An 18,128-nucleotide genomic window follows, 5' to 3' on the forward strand; every position below is an offset into this window, starting at 1 on the left:
GCGTGTGCCGACCACGAATTGCGGATTATGCGTCGAGCGCTTTTCGGATGGTGCGAAGGAAATTCGACGCCACGGCGATGACTTTTTCGTGTGGTTCGTTCTCGATCAACTGGATGATTTTGCTTCCGATCACCACCGCATCGGCCGATCGTCCGATGGCTCTGGCGGTTTCGGCATCCCGAATCCCGAAACCCACACCCACCGGAACGCTCACATGCGCACGAATGCGCGGCAACATGGCCTCAACCTGACCAATGTCCAGCGTGCCGGCACCCGTGACACCTTTGAGTGAAACATAGTAGACATAGCCACTGGCCACGCGCGCCACCTGTGACATGCGCTCGTCTGTGGAGGTGGGTGCAAGCAGAAAAATCAGGTCCATGCCGCGCGAGCGCAGGTCAGCCGCAAAGTCTTCACACTCTTCTGGTGGGTAGTCGACGATGAGCACACCGTCCACACCTGCAGCGCTGGCGTCATTGACGAACGCCTTGGCGCCGTGCTTCTGGTCGTAGCGCTCAACCGGGTTGGCGTAGCCCATGAGCACCACGGGCGTGGTGGTATCGCGCTCACGAAAGGTCTTGACCATGGCCAGCACCTGCACCAGGCCGATGCCCAGCGCGAGTGCGCGGTCGCCCGCCTTCTGTATGACCGGCCCGTCGGCCGAAGGATCAGAGAATGGCACTCCCAGCTCGATCACGTCGGCACCTGCTTCAACCATGCCGTGCATCAGGTCTGGCGTGATGTCTGCATAAGGAAACCCCGCGGTGACATAGGGTATGAGTGCCTTCCGGTGCTGGGCTTTCAATGCGCTCAAAGCGGTATCAATGCGGCTCATTGGGGTGCCCCCGCTTTGTCACCCTTTGCTCGGGAAGTGCGTGCGGAGCCAAGCTTGGGCGCGACCTGTATGGGCGCAGCGTCCATGCCGCCTTTGACGGACTGCCCACGACAACTGGGCCTGCAATAGAAGTCGGCTTGCGAGAGGTCGGCCACGGTGCCGATGTCCTTGTCGCCCCGACCAGACAGGTTGACCAGAATCGACTGGTCGGGCCGCATGGTCTTGGCCAGCTTCATGGCGTAGGCAATGGCATGGCTCGACTCCAGGGCCGGAATGATGCCTTCGGTGCGGCACAGGTAGTGAAATGCTTCGAGCGCTTCGGCGTCGGTGATGCCCACATACTCGGCACGACCAATGTCCTTCAGGAAAGCGTGTTCTGGCCCTACCCCGGGGTAGTCCAGGCCGGCGCTCACGCTGTGTGTTTCGGTGACCTGACCGTTGTCGTCCTGCAGTACATAGGTGCGGTTGCCATGCAGCACGCCCGGACTACCCTTCTGCAACGAGGCAGAGTGTTTACCGCTGTCGATTCCCTCACCGGCCGCTTCAACGCCGATCAGGCGGGTCTGGGTGTGATCGATGTAAGGGTGAAAGATGCCCATGGCGTTGCTGCCGCCGCCCACACAGGCCACCACCGCGTCGGGCTGTTCGCCACTGCAACCGGCTTGCATGAGCATCTCGGGCATCTGCACCAGACACTCCTTGCCGATCACGCTCTGGAAATCGCGCACCATCATCGGGTAGGGGTGGGGACCAGCCACGGTACCGATGATGTAGAAGGTGTTGTCTACATTGGCGACCCAGTCGCGCATGGCTTCGTTGAGCGCGTCTTTCAAGGTCTTGCTGCCGCTTTCCACCGGCACCACAGTGGCGCCAAGCAGTTTCATGCGGTAGACGTTGGGGCTTTGTCGTTTGACGTCTTCGCTGCCCATGTAGACCACGCATTCCAGTCCATATCGGGCACAGATGGTGGCGGTGGCAACGCCATGCTGGCCTGCGCCGGTTTCGGCAATGATGCGTGGCTTGCCCATGCGCTTGGCGAGCATCGCCTGCCCTATGGTGTTGTTGACCTTGTGTGCGCCGGTGTGGTTGAGGTCTTCGCGCTTGAGGAAGATCTGCGCGCCACCCTGCTCGCGGCTCATGCGCGCGGCGTGGTAGACCGGGCTTGGCCTGCCCACGAAGTGGGCGAGCTCGCTGTTGAATTCGGCGAGGAATTCAGGGTCATTCTGGTACGTGGCGTACGCGGCCTTCAATTCGTTGATGGCGTGGGTGAGCGTTTCGCTCACGAAACTGCCGCCATATATGCCAAAGTGGCCTTTGGCATCGGGTTGCTGGTAAGTGGTCATGGGATGTCCCGAAGCGGAGGTCCGGGCCTACTCCCCAAGGAGATCAGCCTGAACGGTCAATCAATGCATCGGCTGCGCGAACGGCAGCCACGAAAGCGAACATTTTGGTGCGGTCCTTGATGCCCTTTGACATCTCCACACCCGAGCTCACGTCAACGGCCCAAGGCCGTACGAGAGTGATGCCATCGATCACGTTTGCAGGCGTGAGTCCACCAGACAAAACGAGGCGAGAGCTGGCGCTTAGATGCGGATGTGACCAAGGGAAAGCCGTCCAGTCAAAAGTCTGCCCTCCGCCGCCATAACCTTCGACATGAGCGTCAAGAAGGATGGCCTGGGCATCGGAATGTTGGAGCGCGTATTTTAGGAGATCGAACCCGGCCCCGGCGGGGCCAGGTGGAATTCTGGCCGCTCTCAGGTAAGGCCGGGCAGCGGCTTTGCAGGTTTCGGGTGATTCGTCCCCATGGAACTGCAGCAAGGCGTTCGGGACTTCGCTGCATCCCTGATCAACGTGATCGCGTGTGGCATTGACGAACAGCAACACCGGCGTGACAAATGCAGGCAGGCGACGAGCCAGTTCGCCTGCCCGCGCTGGCGTGACAGCGCGGGGGCTGGACGGATAGAGAACGAATCCAATTGCATCAGCGCCTGCATGCACTGCCGCGTCCACGTCATCTTCTCGCGTGAGGCCGCAGATCTTGATTCGGGTTCGATGGATGGGCATGTTCTGCAGGTTGTCTGTCCGGAAAGGCCGCCGATTCTGTGCTTGGGCGGAAGCGCGCGCAGGTGGTGGAGGCGGTTGCAAGAGGATCCGGCCCGTGCCGGACGGTTCAGGGCAGCCAGTCGAAGGCAGCGGTGTGGACGGGAAGGTTCAAGGCTGGATCGTACCGTGGCCCCACGAAGTACAGACCATCCGGGGCGAACGTGGGCGCTGCCACCTCCCTGCATTTCGCCTCCAGCACCTCGTTCATCCAGCTTGCAGGCCGGCTGCCAGTCCCGATGGCCACAAGACAGCCCATGATGTTGCGGATCATGTGGTGCAGGAAGGCTGAGGCCTCGAATTCGAGACGCCAGTAGGCCCCTCGCCGCTGGATGTCGATGCGCAGCATGCGTTTGACGGGCGAGAGGGCCTGGCAGCGGGAGGCGCGAAACGATGAAAAGTCATGTTCCCCCAGCAGCATTTCCGACGCTTGGCGCATGGGCTCCAGTTGCATTGGCCGAAACACCCAGCCCACGCGCCGCGCTTCCACGCTGGGTCTGACGGGTGACTCCAGCAGCACGTACGCGTAGCGGCGCGACTGTGCGCTGGCGCGCGCATGAAAGGAGGAGGGGACATGCCGAGCCCATTGGACTGCGATGTCTGATGGCAAAAAGCTGTTGGTGCCACGCACCCATGCGGCGTCTGAACGCTCGACCGGGCAATCAAAGTGAACCACCTGCATCAGGCCGTGCACAGCGGCATCGGTACGGCCGGCGCACAGTGTGCTCACCCTGTTCTGGGCGGTGAACTTTGACAAGGCCAGTTCGAGCTGATCCTGTATGGTTCGCCCGCTTGGCTGGCTTTGCCAGCCTTCGTAGCCGGCTCCGTTGTAGCTGACACCCAGTGCAATGCGGGCAGACTGCCCAGCTGAGACCAGATAGGGAGCAGCCCGGCTATCGTCGATGAGAGCCGGGGGAGAGGCCGCAGACTCAGGCAAGATCCGAAAGGAAAGTTCGTGCTTTGGTCTTGAGTGTGCCGGACGCTTCAGCAAGCACTTCTTCTGCCAGAGAGCGGGCGCCCTCCATATCGCCAATTGCACGGAATTCCTCGGCCAGCGACAGTTTGGTATCCAGCGGGCTCTCTTCGGTGACCTGTTCGACATCGACCTGTGCAGCACTCGATCCATCGTCAAGATCGAGATTGAGTTCGTTCAGGTCGAAGGCCATCAACTCGGCGGCATTTGCATCTGATTGCTCTTCAGTTTGAGGCGTATCCAGATTCATGAGCGGTACGTCACTTGCGCTGAAGTCGGGCAATACCTCGCTCTCATCGAAAGTGGGCGCCATTGCGTTGTCCTGAGGCGCTTCGGCGACCAGCTCTGCTTCATCCGATTTGGCCAAAGGCACTGGTTCAGAAGGAAAGTCAAGATCGAAATCCATGGACTTCGATGTTGGGCCGGCTGCGGGTTCGTCGGGCAGATCGGTCAGTGCTTCAGTGAATTTGAGATCGTCCAATGCGGAGACAGGCTCGCTCCCGCTCTGAGCTGGCATCGAATCGCCAAGTCCTGCTGGTTCGACAGGATCATCGAACGAAAAATCGAGGTCCAGCCCGGAACCACCCTCGACATCCCCGCCTGCGGACTGCGTGCTGTTCATGAAGGGCTGGGTATTGAGCGCTCCACCTGCCACGCCCGCCGCAGCTGCCAGCTTGACCGCTGGACTGCCTCCGGGTTGGTACAAGGGGTTGGATGGGTCCAGTTCCTTGCCAATATCGCAGGCATGCTCCCACTCAGGACCCTGGCCCTGTGTGAGGTTGTAAGCCTCCGTTGCCACCACTTCAAATGCCTTGGCGTCCCGACGCTTGGCGTAGATCTCAAGCAGCTTGACATGAATCGCCACACGGGTGGGGGTGCTGCGCATGGCCTCCTTGAGAATTTCCTCGGCTTGAAGGTCACGGCCGTAGGCGAGGTAGACGTCAGCTTCTGCCACGGGGTCCACATCACCTGCAGCATCCAGTTGGCTGGGTGAATACACCATGGAAGATCCGGACACGCTGGCGTCTGCGGTGTCGATGCGCTGACCTCCACTCGATCCGAAGAAGGAGTCGGGTTGCAGTCGGCTCTCGAGGAACGAGCTGTCTACGCTGGCGCCTTTGTTGCGCTGCCGCAAGCGGTAGAAACCGAGTCCGGCCAGCAATGCCAGCAGACCGCCTGCCAGTGGAAGGATCAGCGGGTTGTCCTTGAGCTTGTCGATCAGGCTTGGCTCATCGGGGAGAGGCGCTGGAACCGGCGCTGGCGCCAGAACAGGAGCTGGTGTGACTGGCGGAGCCGTTTCTTGTCCGGCCCCTGCTTCAGCAGGCCCGGCTGGCGCACTGTCGGCAGCTGCAACAGGTTCGGCGGCTGTGGCAGGCGCCCCAGGCACCACCAAGGCGGGACCGTCAGCAGATCCAGCCGGGGCACTTCCTTCTGCCGCGGGTGCCGACGGGGCTGCTGGCGTCGCTGGCTGCAACCGGGCCAGTTCTTCAATGTTCCGGGACAGTTCTGCCACGCGGGTGGATGCGTCTTCCGCCTGCCGCTGCTGAGCAATCTGCGCTTCGGGCGCGACCTGTCCTGGTGTGGCCTCTTTGGAGAGTGTCAGACGATCTGGTGCAGTGACGGCGGGGCTGGCGTCCTGCACTTCGGTTTGCACACTGCCGGCTGCCTGTCGATCCGCCGGACCTACATCGGCCTCTGGTGCGGCCCCGGCAAGCCGGCGGCGGAATTCGTTGAAATCGCGGCTCTGGGCGGCGATGATCTGGCGTGCTTCGCCAGTTCCCACGGCAGAGGCTTCTTCGGCGCTTGGCAGGTCGAGAACCACGCCAGCGCGCAACCGATTGACGTTGTTTCCTATGAATGCGCGCGGGTTCGACCTCAGCATGGCGACCAGCATCTGATCGAGCGACACATTGGCTGGCCGGTTGGCTTCTGCAATGCGTCCTGCCGTGTCACCCGATACCACGCTGACACGCGAACTGGGTCCTGAAGGCGCCTGGGCGGGTGGCAGGCTGGTTGCCGCAGGAGCCGATGGCGGTTGAACCTGCTGGGTGATCGGAGCAGCGGGTGCTGACGGTGCGGTCGCGGCTGGGGCCGCCGGTCTGGCAGGTGCAGAAATGCCAGGTGCGACCGGGGCCACTGGCGTTGCTGCGCGCAGTCGGGGTGGATCAAACAGCAGCGTGTAATCGCGGACGATGCGGCCAGATGACCAGTTCGCTTCCACGATCAGGTCAACAAACGGTTCTGTGACCGGCCGGGTGCTAGAGAGCTGGAGGTAGGCGCGGCCATCTGGGCGGCGCTGCAGTGTGATCTGAAGGTTGCTCAACGCGGGGTTGAAGTCCATGCCCGCAGCGCTGAATGCGTCACCTGACGCCAGCCCCACCGTGAGGGTGGACGCTTCATCCGCATTGATTTCCGGAATGTCGATCTGCGCGCGCAGTGGCTCGCCCAGCGCGGATTGCACCACGATGCGCCCAAGTGCGAGCGCCTGAACGTCTGCGTGCTGTGCCAGGCCAGCACAAAGCAATGCCGCAATCGCAACCGAATGCATCCGCGTTAGACCGCGAGATTCGGTGCCCACTCTATGGGTTTTGACCGGGGAAGAATGGGTGTGACGGGAGTTGGATGGCACTTGAACCTCGACGTAAAAATCCGAGAAATGACCTTAACATCAACGCATTACAGTGACAAGCTGAGAATCCGCTTGAGTTTCATTGCCTGCCTTCCGTCGCCTGCGACCCCCCATTCACGTTGCTACTTCGCAACGCGAATGGTGCGGGGGCGGGGCGTGTCGGCACTCTCATCTTGAAACAATCAAGCGGCCAGCAGGATCCTGAGCATGCGCCGCAAGGGTTCGGCTGCACCCCAGAGCAGCTGGTCGCCTATGGTGAAGGCACCCACATATTCCGGGCCCATGGCAAGCTTGCGAATGCGTCCCACAGGGATGGTCATGGTGCCGGTCACGGCCACTGGCGTCAGATCACGAAGCGTGTCTTCACGGGTATTCGGTACGACCTTCACCCACGCGTTGTCTTCGGCAATCATGGCTTCAAGGTCGGCCACTGGCACGTCTTTTTTCAGTTTGAAGGTGAGCGCCTGGCTGTGGCAGCGCATGGCACCGACGCGCACGCAAAAGCCGTCCACAGGGATGACCGCGTCATCGGAACCCTCGCCTTTGCCCAGAATCTTGTTGGTTTCGGCCAAGCCCTTCCATTCCTCTTTGGACATGCCATTGCCGAGATCCTTGTCGATCCAGGGGATCAGTGATCCGCCCAGTGGCACGCCGAAATGGGCTGTCTCTGCGGTGCTGAGGGAACGCTGCTTGGCGATCACCTTGCGGTCGATCTCCAGAATGGCGCTCTTGGGGTCGTCCAGCAGGGCTTTGACTTCCTGGTTGAGCGTACCGTACTGGGTGAGCAGTTCGCGCATGTGCTGAGCGCCACCACCGGAAGCCGCCTGATAGGTCTGGGTGCTCATCCATTCCACCAGACCAGCCTTGTACAGCGCTCCCACACCCATGAGCATGCAGCTGACCGTGCAATTCCCGCCGACCCAGTTCTTGCCGCCCTTGGCAAGGGCGTCCTTGATCACCGGCATGTTGACCGGGTCAAGAATGATGACGGCGTCCTTGTCCATCCGGAGGGTGGACGCAGCATCGATCCAGTGGCCGGTCCAACCGGCAGCGCGCAGCTTGGGAAACACCGCGCTGGTGTAGTCGCCACCTTGGGCGGTGATGATGATGTCGCAGCGCTTCAGGGCGCCGATGTCGTGGGCGTCCTGCAGTCTGGTTTCGTTCTTTGCCATGGCCGGCGCTTGCCCGCCTGCATTCGACGTGGAGAAGAAGAGGGGTTCGATGTGATCAAAGTCGTTCTCTTCGATCATGCGGTCCATCAACACCGATCCCACCATGCCGCGCCAGCCGACCAAGCCTACCAATTTGCTCATTCCAACACCCTTTCAAAAGTTAAAAACAGTGTCGACCGACCTGTTCCGCCCGGCTCGTCTGGCCAGGGAGGGCGCACGACGAACCAGGCTGGATCAGCCCTTAATGGTCGTGGTTTTGATGGTGATTGCGCGCGACGCCACATCCACCAGGGCGGTGGATGCGATGTTCAATTGAAACGGGCGGGCGGCAAACATAGCCTCAAATTGTAGCTGATGCCTTCTTGAGCGAAGTTTTTACGCCCGATGTTCGGCCGCACAAAAGAGCAACTCAGGGTTGCCCTTTTGTGCCAACGCGATGGCCCGAAGCGATCAGACCGGTTGCTACACCGCGCAGCGCGCGACCCACGACGAATGAAACGGTCCAGCCCAAGGGGCACCGCCGGGCCGGCTTTGCCGGACGGCCAGTGCTGCACCCTTGAGGGTGTGGCGCGAAGTGGCGCGAAGTGGCTCGGGGGTGTTTCAATTCAGCGCTTTGACCACCGCGTCGCCCATCTGGGAAGTGCCCACCTTGGTGGTGCCTTCACTGTGAATGTCTGGTGTGCGCAGCCCCAGGGCAAGCACTTTTTGCACGGCGGCTTCAATGCGTTGGGCTGCGGCTTCCTGGTTCAGACTGAAGCGCAGCATCATGGCTGCGCTCAGGATGGTGGCCAAAGGGTTGGCAATGCCTTTGCCCGCGATATCAGGTGCACTGCCGTGGCTGGGTTCGTAGAGCCCCTGGTTGTTCGCGTTCAAGCTGGCGGAAGGCAACATGCCGATGGAGCCTGTCAGCATCGACGCTTCGTCTGACAGGATGTCGCCGAACATGTTGCCGGTGACCACCACGTCGAACGCCTTGGGCGCCTTGACCAGCTGCATCGCGGCGTTGTCCACGTACATGTGCTCAAGCGCCACGTCCGGGTATTCCTTGTGCACGTCGGTCACCACGTCTTTCCAGAGCTGGAAGGTTTCCAGTACGTTGGCCTTGTCCACGCTGGTGACTTTTTTGCTGCGCTTGCGGGCGGCCTCAAAGGCCACGCGGGCGATGCGTTCGATCTCGGGGCGGCTGTAGCGCATGGTGTCGAAGGCTTCTTCGGCACCTGGGAAGTGGCCATCGATGGCCACACGACGGCCACGCGGCTGGCCGAAATAGATGTCGCCCGTGAGTTCGCGGATGATGAGGATGTCGAGGCCGGAAATCAGTTCGGGCTTGAGGCTGGATGCCCCCACCAGCTGTTCGTAGCAGATCGCCGGGCGGAAATTGGCAAACAGACCCATGTGCTTGCGCAGGCCCAGGATGGCCTGCTCGGGGCGCAGCGGGCGGTCCAGCTTGTCGTATTTCCAGTCGCCCACCGCACCGAACAGGATGGCATCGGCCGACCTCGCGAGATCCAGGGTGGCGTCGGGCAGTGGATGACCGTGTGCCTCATAGGCGGCGCCACCCACGAGCGCGGACTCCATCTCGAAGGGCAGATCGAGCGCGTTGAGGACCTTGACAGCTTCGGCGACGATTTCGATGCCGATGCCGTCACCGGGGAGAACTGCGATTTTCATGGTGGTTTGGTGGAGATGAAGGGGTTCTTGTCGAGGTTGCCGTGGGACTGGCTTTGCCGGGTCACTGGCAACGCCCCCTTGAGGGGGAGACGCCGCAAGCGGCGCGGGGGTGTTACATGGTTTTGGCGAGCCAGGGCTTGGTGGCCAGACGCTCTTTTTCGAACGTGGCAATCTTGTCCTTGTGGCGCAAGGTCAAGCCGATGTCGTCCAGTCCGTTGAGCAGGCAGTATTTGCGGAAGGCCTGAACGTCGAACGGAATCTCTTCACCCTGTGTCTTGACGATCACCTGGCGTTCCAGGTCGATGGTGAGTTGGTAACCAGGGAAGGCTGCCACCTCGTTGAACAGTTGGTCGACGGTGGCTTCGGGCAACTGGATTGGCAACAACCCGTTCTTGAAGCAGTTGTTGAAGAAGATGTCGGCGAAGCTGGGGGCGATTACGGCACGAAAGCCGTACTGGTCGATGGCCCAGGGCGCGTGTTCGCGGCTGGAGCCGCAACCGAAATTGCGGCGGGCCAGCAGAATGGAGGCGCCCTTGTAGCGCGGAAGGTTCAGCACGAAGTCGGGGTTGGGCTTGCGGCTGGCGGGATCCTGGCCGGGCTCGCCCTTGTCGAGGTAGCGCCATTCGTCGAACAGGTTGGGCCCGAAGCCGGTCTTGTGGATCGACTTGAGGAACTGCTTGGGGATGATGGCGTCGGTGTCGACGTTCTCGCGGTCCATGGGGGCCACAAGGCCTTGGTGAATGGTGAACTTTTGCATGATGTGAGGGGAGTTATTTGGTCACTTCTTCAATCTTCTCGCCAGCCCGCTCGAGCCCGCGCCCTGTGGCTTCACCGGCTCGCTCCAGGCCACGCCCGGTGGCATCTGCAGCCCGTCCGACACCTCGCTCGGTAGCGCCCACGGCGCGCTCGATGCCACGGCCCGTGGCGCCCACGGCGCGGTCAACCCCGCGTCCGGTGGCCTCTGCGGCGCGCTCAATACCGCGACCAGCTGCCTGACCGGCTTGGCTGGCGCCCTGCTCGACCCTGGACAGCGGTTGGCAAGCTGACAGCGAAATGAGCACGGGTACAACGGTGCAGATGAGGGCAAGGTGCTTCATGAGAGCCTCCAGCGACGGCAATGAATTTTTGAAGGGACAAAGCCGAAATCAGGCGATGGTGCGGATGTCGATGAAATGACCGGTGACTGCGGCGGCCGCAGCCATGGCAGGCGACACCAGATGGGTGCGGCCGCCCGCACCTTGACGGCCTTCAAAGTTGCGGTTGCTGGTGGAAGCGCAGCGCTCCCCCGGCTCCAGCCGGTCGGCGTTCATGGCCAGGCACATGGAACAACCGGGTTCACGCCATTCGAAGCCGGCGGCCTTGAAGATTTCGTGAAGGCCCTCGCGTTCGGCCTGTTCCTTGACCAGTCCGGAGCCGGGCACGACCATCGCCAGTTTGATGTTCTTGGCCACCTTCTGCCCGAGCTTCTTGACCACCGCAGCGGCTTCGCGCATGTCTTCGATGCGGCTGTTGGTGCACGATCCGATGAAAACTTTGTCAACGAAGATGTCGGTCAGCGGTTTACCGGGTTCAAGTGCCATGTAGCTCAATGCGCGCTCGATCGCTCCGCGTTTGTTGGCGTCCTTTTCCTTGTCGGGGTCGGGCACCTGGCCATCCACGCCGAGCACCATTTCAGGCGAGGTACCCCAGGTGATTTGCGGCACGATCTGGCTGGCGTCCAGTTCGACCACGGCATCGAACTTTGCATCCGGATCAGAGAACAGTGTTTTCCAGTAGACCACGGCCTGGTCCCATTCCATGCCCGTGGGCGAGAGCGGACGACCACGCACGTATTCAATGGTTTTTTCGTCCACGGCCACCAGGCCGGCGCGGGCGCCTCCCTCGATGGCCATGTTGCAGACCGTCATACGGCCCTCCACGCTGAGTGAGCGGATGGCACTGCCACCGAATTCGATGGTGTAGCCTGTGCCGCCGGCCGTACCGATCTTGCCGATGATGGCCAGCACGATGTCTTTGGCGGTGACCCCCTTGACCAGTTGGCCCTCCACCTTGACCAGCATGTTCTTGGCCTTTTTGGCCAGCAAGGTCTGGGTCGCCATGACGTGTTCGACTTCGCTGGTGCCGATGCCGTGGGCCAGCGCGCCGAAGGCGCCGTGTGTGGAAGTGTGCGAGTCGCCGCAGACCACCGTCATACCTGGCAGCGTGGCGCCGTTTTCCGGGCCGATCACATGCACGATGCCTTGCCGTTTGGACATGAAAGGGAAGAAAGCCGCCGCACCGTATTGTGCGATGTTGCTGTCCAGCGTGGTGATCTGCTCCTTGCTGATCGGATCGGTGATGCCGTCGTAGCCGAGCTCCCAGCCGGTGGTGGGGGTGTTGTGGTCGGCGGTGGCCACCACCGAACTCACGCGCCACATTTTGCGCCCTGCCTGACGCAGGCCTTCGAAGGCCTGTGGGCTGGTGACTTCGTGCACCAGATGGCGGTCGATGTAGAGGACGGAGGTGCCGTCTTCTTCGGTGTGGACGACGTGTTCGTCCCAGATTTTGTCGTAGAGCGTGCGTGGCATGGATCGGTATTCCTTCTGTTGGGGCGATTTTATGTGGGGGTGTTGGAAACAGGTGTGGTGTGGGAGCTCTGTGCCAGGTGGTTCACCAGCAGGCGGGCCGACGCTGGCAGCGTGGCAAAGTCGCGTGCCACGAGGTCGATCTGGCGGGTGGCCCAGTCATCGGTCAGCGCCACGCAGGTGAGGTCCCCCACACCGTGCATCAGCTCGAATGCCCTTTGCGGCATGAGACCAACGCCCAGGCCGTTGTGGATCATGCGACACATCGCGTCAAGGCCGGTCACGCGGATGCGCAGCCGGATGCTGCGGCCGGCGGTAGCGGCTGCCGCGTGCATTGCCAGATAGATGGAGCTGTTGGCATGCAGACCCACATGGTCCCACGCCAGGCTGTCGGCAAAAACTAGTGATTCGTGTTGTGCCAAAGGGTGGTGGATTGGCACCACGAGGGTGAGCTGGTCTTGCCGGTACCTGCGGGTCTGCAGGTTGTTCGGCTGGCCGGAAGAACGGGTGTGACAGATGCCCAGATCGGCCGCGCCTTCGTGCACGGCCCGAATCACTTCGGTGGACAGGTGTTCTTCCAGGTCGATCTTGATGCCTTCGTGGCGAGCGATGAAGGTGCCCAGATCCTCAGGCAGAAACTGCACGATGGCCGAGATGTTGGCGTGCACCCGCACGTGGCCACGCACCCCGTCGGCGTATTCAGAGAGTTCGCCCTGCATCTTGTCGAGGCTGAACAGGACCGACCGTGCATGGTGCAGCAGGCTCTGGCCTGCCGGAGTGGGGGTGGCTCCTCGGGCGTGGCGGTCGAGCAGCCTGCTGCCCACGGTGCTTTCCAGGTCAGACAACCGCTTGCTGACCGCCGATGTGGCCATGAACGCCAGCTCCGCTGCCTTGCCGATGCTGCCGCGCTCGCACACCGCCACATAGAGCTGGAGTGAGGTGAGGTCGATGCGGCGAACGAAGCTGCGGTCCGGGAAATTCATGCGTTAGCCATCGCGAATGACGATGAATTGGTGATTTTCCTCTCTTTTGTGCGGTCGTGCCATCGTATTTGGCGATGAGAGGCGCCGCCAAAAAGAAAACCCGCATGGCTTGCGCCAGGCGGGTTTTTTCTGCCGGACAGGGTCCGGGGCGGAATGGACTCAGGCCAGCGGCTTGACGTCGCGGCGCTCGGAGCCTGTGAAGAGTTGGCGCGGACGGCCAATCTTGTACTCGGGGTCGCCGATCATCTCGTTGAGTTGCGCGATCCAGCCGACGGTGCGGGCCAGCGCGAAGATACCGGTGAACAGGTTGACCGGAATACCGATGGCGCGCTGGACGATACCGGAATAGAAGTCGACGTTGGGGTAGAGCTTGCGGCTGACGAAGTACTCGTCTTCCAGTGCGATCTTCTCCAGTTCCTTGGCGAGCTTGAAGAGCGGATCGTTTTCAAGGCCCAGTTCCACAAGGACTTCATTGCAGGTTTCCTGCATGAGCTTGGCGCGGGGGTCGTAGTTCTTGTAGACCCGGTGCCCGAAGCCCATGAGCTTGACGCCGGAGTTCTTGTCCTTGACCTTTTCCATGAACTCACCCACCTTGGACACGCCCCCCTGAGCCTGAATGTCTTCCAGCATGTTCAGGCAGGCTTCGTTGGCGCCACCGTGAGCAGGGCCCCAGAGGCAGGCCACGCCGGCTGCGATGGCAGCAAACGGGTTGGTCCCGGACGATGCACACAGGCGAACCGTGGAGGTGGATGCGTTCTGCTCGTGATCGGCGTGCAAGATGAAGATGCGGTCCAGCGCACGCTCAAGCACGGGGTTGACTTCGTACTCTTCGCAGGGCGTGCCGAACATCATGCGCAGGAAGTTGCCCGCGTAGCTGAGGCTGTTCTTCGGGTAGATGTAGGGCTGGCCGATCTTGTATTTGTATGCCATGGCCACCAGGGTGGGCATCTTGGCGATCAGGCGGATCGCAGCCACGTGCCGGTGTTCCGGATTGTTGATGTCGGTGCTGTCGTGATAGAAGGCGGACATCGCGCCCACCAGACCAGTCAGGATGGCCATGGGGTGGGCATCGCGGCGGAAACCGCGCAGGAAGAACTGCATCTGCTCGTTGACCATGGTGTGGTTGGTCACGAGCTTGTGGAATTCGGTGCGTTCCTGAGCGTTGGGCAGCTCGCCGTTGAGCAGCAGGTGGCAGGTGTCGAGGTAATCGCAATTCGTGGCGAGCTGTTCGATGGGGTAGCCACGGTAGAGCAATTCGCCCTTGTCGCCGTCGATGTAGGTGATGGACGACTGGCAGGAGGCGGTCGACAGAAAACCGGGATCGTAGGTGAACATGCCCGTTTGCGCGTACAGCTTGCGGATGTCGACCACGTCGGGCCCGATGCTGCCCGCGTACACCGGCAATTCGACGCTGGGACTGCCGTTGGAGAAGGAGAGGGTGGCTTTGTTGTCGACGAGTTTCATGCGAAATCCTTTTCTAGGCGTCTGAGACGGATGGCCGGGCAGTGCGAAGCATGCCCAGTACGTTCGTGATGTCATCACGGGCGAGGTCGCCCTCGGGACTTTTGCGGGCCAGCAACAGATCAAGCAGATCGTTGTCTGAGAGGTCCATTAGAACTCCCAGAGCTTGAGCCTGCCTGACGGTCAAGTCACTTGCGTGCTTGGCAAAGAAGCGTTCAATGAAGAGATCGTTTTCGAGCAGTCCCCGCCGGCATCGCCACCTGAGCTTGCTCCAGGCACGCTCATCAAGCAGTTCGTCTGTGGGGGTGGCGTTCATGTGGATACAGGAGGGAAACCGCTCAGACCGAACGCATCACCATCATTTCCTTGATCTTGCCGATGGCCTTGGTCGGGTTCAGATTTTTGGGGCAGACGTCGACACAGTTCATGATGGTGTGGCAGCGGAACAGGCGGTACGGATCTTCCAGGTTGTCAAGCCGTTCTGCGGTTCCTTCGTCGCGGCTGTCGGCGATGAAGCGATAGGCCTGCAACAGGCCGGCAGGGCCGACAAACTTGTCAGGATTCCACCAGAAGCTGGGGCAACTGGTGGAGCAGCTGGCGCAGAGAATGCATTCGTACAGGCCATTGAGCTCGTCCCGCTCTTCGGGGCTCTGCAGGCGTTCCTTCTCTGGGGCCACGCTATCGTTGATCAGGTAGGGCTTGATGCTGTTGTACTGCTTGAAGAACAGCGTCATGTCCACGATCAGGTCGCGCACCACAGGCAGACCGGGCAGGGGTTTGAGGGTGATCACGCCGGGCAGCGTGTTCATGTTGGTCAGGCAGGCCAGGCCGTTCTTGCCATTGATGTTCATTGCGTCCGAACCGCACACGCCTTCGCGGCAGGAGCGGCGGAACGAGATGGACGGGTCCACTGCCTTGAGCTTCATCAGCGCATCAAGCAGCATGCGCTCGTGTCCGTCGAGTTCAACTTCGATGGACTGCATGTAAGGCTTGGCATCCTTTTCGGGGTCGTAGCGGTAGATCTTGAATGTGCGTTTGGCCATGGTGTTTTCTCTGTGCGTCTTGGGAGCGAAGCGTCGGGCTTCAGAAAGTGCGAACTTTCGGCGGCACCGACTCCACGGTCAGGGGCTTGAGGTTGACTGGCTTGTAAGTCAGGCTGTTGTCGGCGCTGTGCCACAGGGTGTGCTTCATCCACTCGGCGTCGTTGCGGCCGAGCGGGAACTGGGCGTCGTCTGCCGGGCGTTCGTAGTCGTTGACTGTGTGCGCACCTCTGCACTCGTGACGTGCCGCAGCCGATGTCATCGTGGCTTGGGCGCTTTCGATCAGGTTTTCCACTTCCAGCGCTTCGATGCGGGCCGTGTTGAAGACCTTCGACTTGTCTTTGAGCGCTATGTCGTTCACGCGGGCACGCATGGCGTTGATCTTTTGCACACCCTCGTCCATGCTGGCCTGGGTACGGAAAACCCCTGCGTGCAGTTGCATGGCCGCGCGCAGGTCGTTCGCCACGTCTTGCGCGTACTCGCCGCCGGAGGTGCCGTCGAGCCGGGCCAGCCGCGCAAGCGTTTTGTCTGCTGCATCGGCTGGCAGCGGCTTGTGGATCTTGTTCTTGTCGTTGAACTGCACGATGTGGTTGCCCGCTGCACGGCCGAACACCAGCAGGTCCAGCAGCGAGTTGGTGCCCAGGCGGTTGGCGCCATGCACCGACACGCAAGAGCATTCGCCCACGGCGTACAGACCGTTCACCACGGCCTGACCACCATGACCGTCAGGGGTGACGACCTGACCGTTGATATTGGTGGGAATACCGCCCATCTGGTAGTGGATGGTGGGCACGACCGGAATCGGTTCGCGTGTGATGTCCACGTTGGCAAAGTTCACACCGATTTCGTACACCGAAGGCAGGCGTTTGTGAATGGTGTCAGCGCCCAGGTGGTCGAGCTTGAGCAGCACGTAGTCCTTGTTGGGTCCGCAGCCGCGGCCTTCCTTGATTTCCTGGTCCATGCAGCGGCTGACGAAGTCGCGTGGCGCCAGGTCTTTCAGCGTGGGCGCATAGCGCTCCATGAAGCGCTCGCCTTCGCTGTTGAGCAGGATCGCACCTTCGCCGCGGCACCCCTCCGTCAGCAACACGCCCGCACCGGCCACGCCGGTGGGGTGAAACTGCCAGAACTCCATGTCCTGTAGTGGAATGCCGGCGCGTGCGGCCATGCCCAGACCGTCGCCGGTGTTGATGAAGGCGTTGGTGGAGGCCGCAAAAATACGACCTGCACCACCGGTGGCCAGCAGGGTGGTCTTGGCTTCCAGAATGTAGGTTTCGCCGGTTTCCATTTCCAGTGCGGTCACACCGACCACATCGCCGCTGGCGTCACGGATCAGGTCCAGCGCCATCCATTCGACGAAGAAAGTGGTGCGGGCCTGCACGTTCTGCTGGTAAAGGGTGTGCAGCATGGCATGGCCAGTGCGGTCGGCTGCGGCGCAGGCACGCTGCACCGGTTTTTCGCCGTAGTTGGCGGTGTGGCCGCCAAAGGGGCGCTGGTAGATGGTGCCGTCGGGATTGCGGTCGAACGGCATGCCGAAGTGTTCGAGTTCATAGACGACCTTGGGTGCTTCGCGGCACATGAACTCGATTGCGTCCTGGTCACCGAGCCAGTCGGAGCCCTTGATGGTGTCGTAGAAATGGTAATGCCAGTTGTCTTCGCTCATGTTGCCCAGCGAGGCGCCAATGCCGCCTTGCGCTGCCACGGTGTGCGAGCGGGTGGGAAACACCTTGGAAAGCACGGCCACCTTGAGGCCGGCACGGGCGAGCTGCAGCGAAGCACGCATGCCGGAGCCGCCGGCGCCGACGATGACCACGTCAAATTGACGCTTTGAAAGGGATGCGGTTGCGGTCATGACTTCAGAGTCTCCAGAGAACTTGCACGCCCCAGCCCAGGCAGGACAGGAGCCAGACGATGGTGAAAACGTGCAGAACCAGTCGGATGCCGGCGGGCTTGACGTAGTCCATCCAGATGTCACGCATGCCTACCCAAACGTGGTAAGCCAGCGCCAGGAAAACCGCAAAGGTCAGCGCCTTCATCCATTGCGCTGCGAAGATGCCGGCCCAGCTCTCGTAGCCGATCGGGCCAGTGGAGAAAAGCACCTGCGCCAGAACGATGAGGGTGAACAGCGCCATGAGCGCAGCGGTGATGCGCTGGGCCAGCCAGTCGCGCAAGCCGTAGTGAGCGCCGGTGACGACGCGTTTGGAACCGTAGTTGACAGACATTTGGGGTAATCCAGTGGGTATCAGGGCGGACTCAGTACAGACCGAACAGCTTGGCGCCGAGCACAACGGTCAGGCCAATGCTGAGCACCAGCGTGACGATGGCCGATGACTTGCCGAATCCCTTGGTAACGGCATGGGTGGCGTCCATGTAGAGATGGCGTACGCCGGCAATCAGGTGGTGCAGGTAGGCCCAGATGATGGACAGAACCACCAGCTTGAAAAACCAGCCAGGCACAAAGCCCAGCCCGACCGCGAATGCGGCAGTGAATCGTTCAAAGGAAAGCTCCGAGGAGACCGAGGTATCAAAGAGCCAGACGATCAGCGGCAACAGTACGAACATCAGGCCACCGCTGGCTCTGTGGAGGATCGATACCCACCCTGCCGGTGGCAGGCGGTAGGTGGTGAGGTCTTTGAATGCGTTGATGTTGCGGAACTCTGGCCGCTTTCGGGTCAACTCGGTCATGGTGGGGCTTTCTTCCGG

Annotated in this window: 17 protein-coding genes; all 17 read right to left on the reverse strand. The window is 61.4% G+C overall.

All coding sequences use genetic code 11. From position 1 onward, the window contains the following. Nucleotides 1-25: 25 nt before the first annotated feature. Nucleotides 26-835, reverse strand: a complete 810-nt coding sequence (gene trpA / locus Q7V46_RS02525; RefSeq protein ID WP_304911918.1) for a tryptophan synthase subunit alpha — start codon at nucleotides 833-835, stop codon at nucleotides 26-28. Continuing rightward, nucleotides 832-2,178 carry a tryptophan synthase subunit beta gene (gene trpB, locus Q7V46_RS02530; RefSeq protein ID WP_304911919.1) on the reverse strand — a complete coding sequence of 449 codons (1,347 nt, stop codon included), beginning with the start codon at nucleotides 2,176-2,178 and terminating at the stop codon, nucleotides 832-834. The genes trpA and trpB overlap by 4 nt, the downstream gene beginning before the upstream one ends. Nucleotides 2,179-2,221: 43 nt before the next feature. Then, nucleotides 2,222-2,908, reverse strand: coding sequence for a phosphoribosylanthranilate isomerase (locus Q7V46_RS02535; protein WP_304912031.1), 687 nt, complete (start codon nucleotides 2,906-2,908; stop codon nucleotides 2,222-2,224). Nucleotides 2,909-3,005: 97 nt separating this feature from the next. Then, on the reverse strand, nucleotides 3,006-3,812 hold the full coding sequence (gene truA, locus Q7V46_RS02540) for a tRNA pseudouridine(38-40) synthase TruA (protein WP_304912032.1): 807 nt from the start codon (nucleotides 3,810-3,812) through the stop codon (nucleotides 3,006-3,008). A 52-nt stretch (nucleotides 3,813-3,864) separates the two neighbouring features. Next, entirely contained in the window at nucleotides 3,865-6,456 is a 2,592-nt protein-coding gene (locus Q7V46_RS02545) for a FimV/HubP family polar landmark protein (RefSeq protein WP_304911920.1), read from the reverse strand. Nucleotides 6,457-6,719: 263 nt separating this feature from the next. Then, nucleotides 6,720-7,850 (reverse strand): aspartate-semialdehyde dehydrogenase, encoded by a 1,131-nt coding sequence (asd, locus tag Q7V46_RS02550; RefSeq protein ID WP_304911921.1) that lies wholly within the window; start codon nucleotides 7,848-7,850, stop codon nucleotides 6,720-6,722. A 459-nt stretch (nucleotides 7,851-8,309) separates the two neighbouring features. Next, nucleotides 8,310-9,380: a 3-isopropylmalate dehydrogenase gene (gene leuB, locus Q7V46_RS02555; protein WP_304911922.1), complete on the reverse strand. Its 1,071-nt coding sequence runs from the start codon at nucleotides 9,378-9,380 to the stop codon at nucleotides 8,310-8,312. 112 nt (nucleotides 9,381-9,492) lie between these two features. Then, a complete protein-coding gene (leuD, locus tag Q7V46_RS02560; RefSeq protein WP_304911923.1) occupies nucleotides 9,493-10,137 on the reverse strand; it encodes a 3-isopropylmalate dehydratase small subunit in 645 nt (214 codons plus the stop codon). Between the two features lie 13 nt (nucleotides 10,138-10,150). Continuing rightward, nucleotides 10,151-10,477, reverse strand: a complete 327-nt coding sequence (locus tag Q7V46_RS02565; protein ID WP_304911924.1) for a hypothetical protein — start codon at nucleotides 10,475-10,477, stop codon at nucleotides 10,151-10,153. 48 nt (nucleotides 10,478-10,525) lie between these two features. Next, nucleotides 10,526-11,947 carry a 3-isopropylmalate dehydratase large subunit gene (gene leuC, locus Q7V46_RS02570; RefSeq protein WP_304911925.1) on the reverse strand — a complete coding sequence of 474 codons (1,422 nt, stop codon included), beginning with the start codon at nucleotides 11,945-11,947 and terminating at the stop codon, nucleotides 10,526-10,528. A gap of 29 nt (nucleotides 11,948-11,976) precedes the next feature. Next, complete coding sequence (locus Q7V46_RS02575; protein ID WP_304911926.1) at nucleotides 11,977-12,927, reverse strand: LysR family transcriptional regulator; 951 nt, start codon at nucleotides 12,925-12,927, stop codon at nucleotides 11,977-11,979. Between the two features lie 159 nt (nucleotides 12,928-13,086). Next, complete coding sequence (locus Q7V46_RS02580) at nucleotides 13,087-14,391, reverse strand: citrate synthase (RefSeq protein WP_304911927.1); 1,305 nt, start codon at nucleotides 14,389-14,391, stop codon at nucleotides 13,087-13,089. A 13-nt stretch (nucleotides 14,392-14,404) separates the two neighbouring features. Then, complete coding sequence (locus Q7V46_RS02585; protein ID WP_304911928.1) at nucleotides 14,405-14,704, reverse strand: succinate dehydrogenase assembly factor 2; 300 nt, start codon at nucleotides 14,702-14,704, stop codon at nucleotides 14,405-14,407. Between the two features lie 22 nt (nucleotides 14,705-14,726). Next, nucleotides 14,727-15,431 carry a succinate dehydrogenase iron-sulfur subunit gene (locus Q7V46_RS02590; RefSeq protein ID WP_304911929.1) on the reverse strand — a complete coding sequence of 235 codons (705 nt, stop codon included), beginning with the start codon at nucleotides 15,429-15,431 and terminating at the stop codon, nucleotides 14,727-14,729. Nucleotides 15,432-15,471: 40 nt separating this feature from the next. Continuing rightward, nucleotides 15,472-17,277, reverse strand: coding sequence for a succinate dehydrogenase flavoprotein subunit (gene sdhA, locus Q7V46_RS02595; protein ID WP_304911930.1), 1,806 nt, complete (start codon nucleotides 17,275-17,277; stop codon nucleotides 15,472-15,474). A 4-nt stretch (nucleotides 17,278-17,281) separates the two neighbouring features. Next, nucleotides 17,282-17,647 carry a succinate dehydrogenase, hydrophobic membrane anchor protein gene (gene sdhD / locus Q7V46_RS02600; RefSeq protein WP_304911931.1) on the reverse strand — a complete coding sequence of 122 codons (366 nt, stop codon included), beginning with the start codon at nucleotides 17,645-17,647 and terminating at the stop codon, nucleotides 17,282-17,284. 31 nt (nucleotides 17,648-17,678) lie between these two features. Further along, the gene (gene sdhC, locus Q7V46_RS02605) at nucleotides 17,679-18,110 is read right to left on the reverse strand and encodes a succinate dehydrogenase, cytochrome b556 subunit (protein WP_304911932.1); all 432 of its coding nucleotides are present in this window, start codon (nucleotides 18,108-18,110) and stop codon (nucleotides 17,679-17,681) included. Nucleotides 18,111-18,128: the final 18 nt, after the last annotated feature.

The sequence above is a fragment of the Hydrogenophaga sp. genome (genome assembly GCF_030651625.1).
In the GTDB taxonomy this organism is placed as follows: domain Bacteria; phylum Pseudomonadota; class Gammaproteobacteria; order Burkholderiales; family Burkholderiaceae_C; genus Hydrogenophaga.

What these genes read in the sequence shown, in the direction of transcription:
- asd (WP_304911921.1), bottom strand. Translation starts at nt 7,850, where the DNA reads ATGAGCAAATTGGTAGGCTTGGTCGGCTGGCGCGGCATGGTGGGATCG.
- trpB (WP_304911919.1), bottom strand. Translation starts at nt 2,178, where the DNA reads ATGACCACTTACCAGCAACCCGATGCCAAAGGCCACTTTGGCATATAT.
- leuC (WP_304911925.1), bottom strand. Translation starts at nt 11,947, where the DNA reads ATGCCACGCACGCTCTACGACAAAATCTGGGACGAACACGTCGTCCAC.
- sdhA (WP_304911930.1), bottom strand. Translation starts at nt 17,277, where the DNA reads ATGACCGCAACCGCATCCCTTTCAAAGCGTCAATTTGACGTGGTCATC.
- Q7V46_RS02585 (WP_304911928.1), bottom strand. Translation starts at nt 14,704, where the DNA reads ATGAACGCCACCCCCACAGACGAACTGCTTGATGAGCGTGCCTGGAGC.
- Q7V46_RS02590 (WP_304911929.1), bottom strand. Translation starts at nt 15,431, where the DNA reads ATGGCCAAACGCACATTCAAGATCTACCGCTACGACCCCGAAAAGGAT.
- sdhD (WP_304911931.1), bottom strand. Translation starts at nt 17,647, where the DNA reads ATGTCTGTCAACTACGGTTCCAAACGCGTCGTCACCGGCGCTCACTAC.
- Q7V46_RS02545 (WP_304911920.1), bottom strand. Translation starts at nt 6,456, where the DNA reads ATGCATTCGGTTGCGATTGCGGCATTGCTTTGTGCTGGCCTGGCACAG.
- Q7V46_RS02580 (WP_304911927.1), bottom strand. Translation starts at nt 14,391, where the DNA reads ATGAAACTCGTCGACAACAAAGCCACCCTCTCCTTCTCCAACGGCAGT.
- Q7V46_RS02575 (WP_304911926.1), bottom strand. Translation starts at nt 12,927, where the DNA reads ATGAATTTCCCGGACCGCAGCTTCGTTCGCCGCATCGACCTCACCTCA.
- leuD (WP_304911923.1), bottom strand. Translation starts at nt 10,137, where the DNA reads ATGCAAAAGTTCACCATTCACCAAGGCCTTGTGGCCCCCATGGACCGC.
- Q7V46_RS02565 (WP_304911924.1), bottom strand. Translation starts at nt 10,477, where the DNA reads ATGAAGCACCTTGCCCTCATCTGCACCGTTGTACCCGTGCTCATTTCG.
- trpA (WP_304911918.1), bottom strand. Translation starts at nt 835, where the DNA reads ATGAGCCGCATTGATACCGCTTTGAGCGCATTGAAAGCCCAGCACCGG.
- sdhC (WP_304911932.1), bottom strand. Translation starts at nt 18,110, where the DNA reads ATGACCGAGTTGACCCGAAAGCGGCCAGAGTTCCGCAACATCAACGCA.
- leuB (WP_304911922.1), bottom strand. Translation starts at nt 9,380, where the DNA reads ATGAAAATCGCAGTTCTCCCCGGTGACGGCATCGGCATCGAAATCGTC.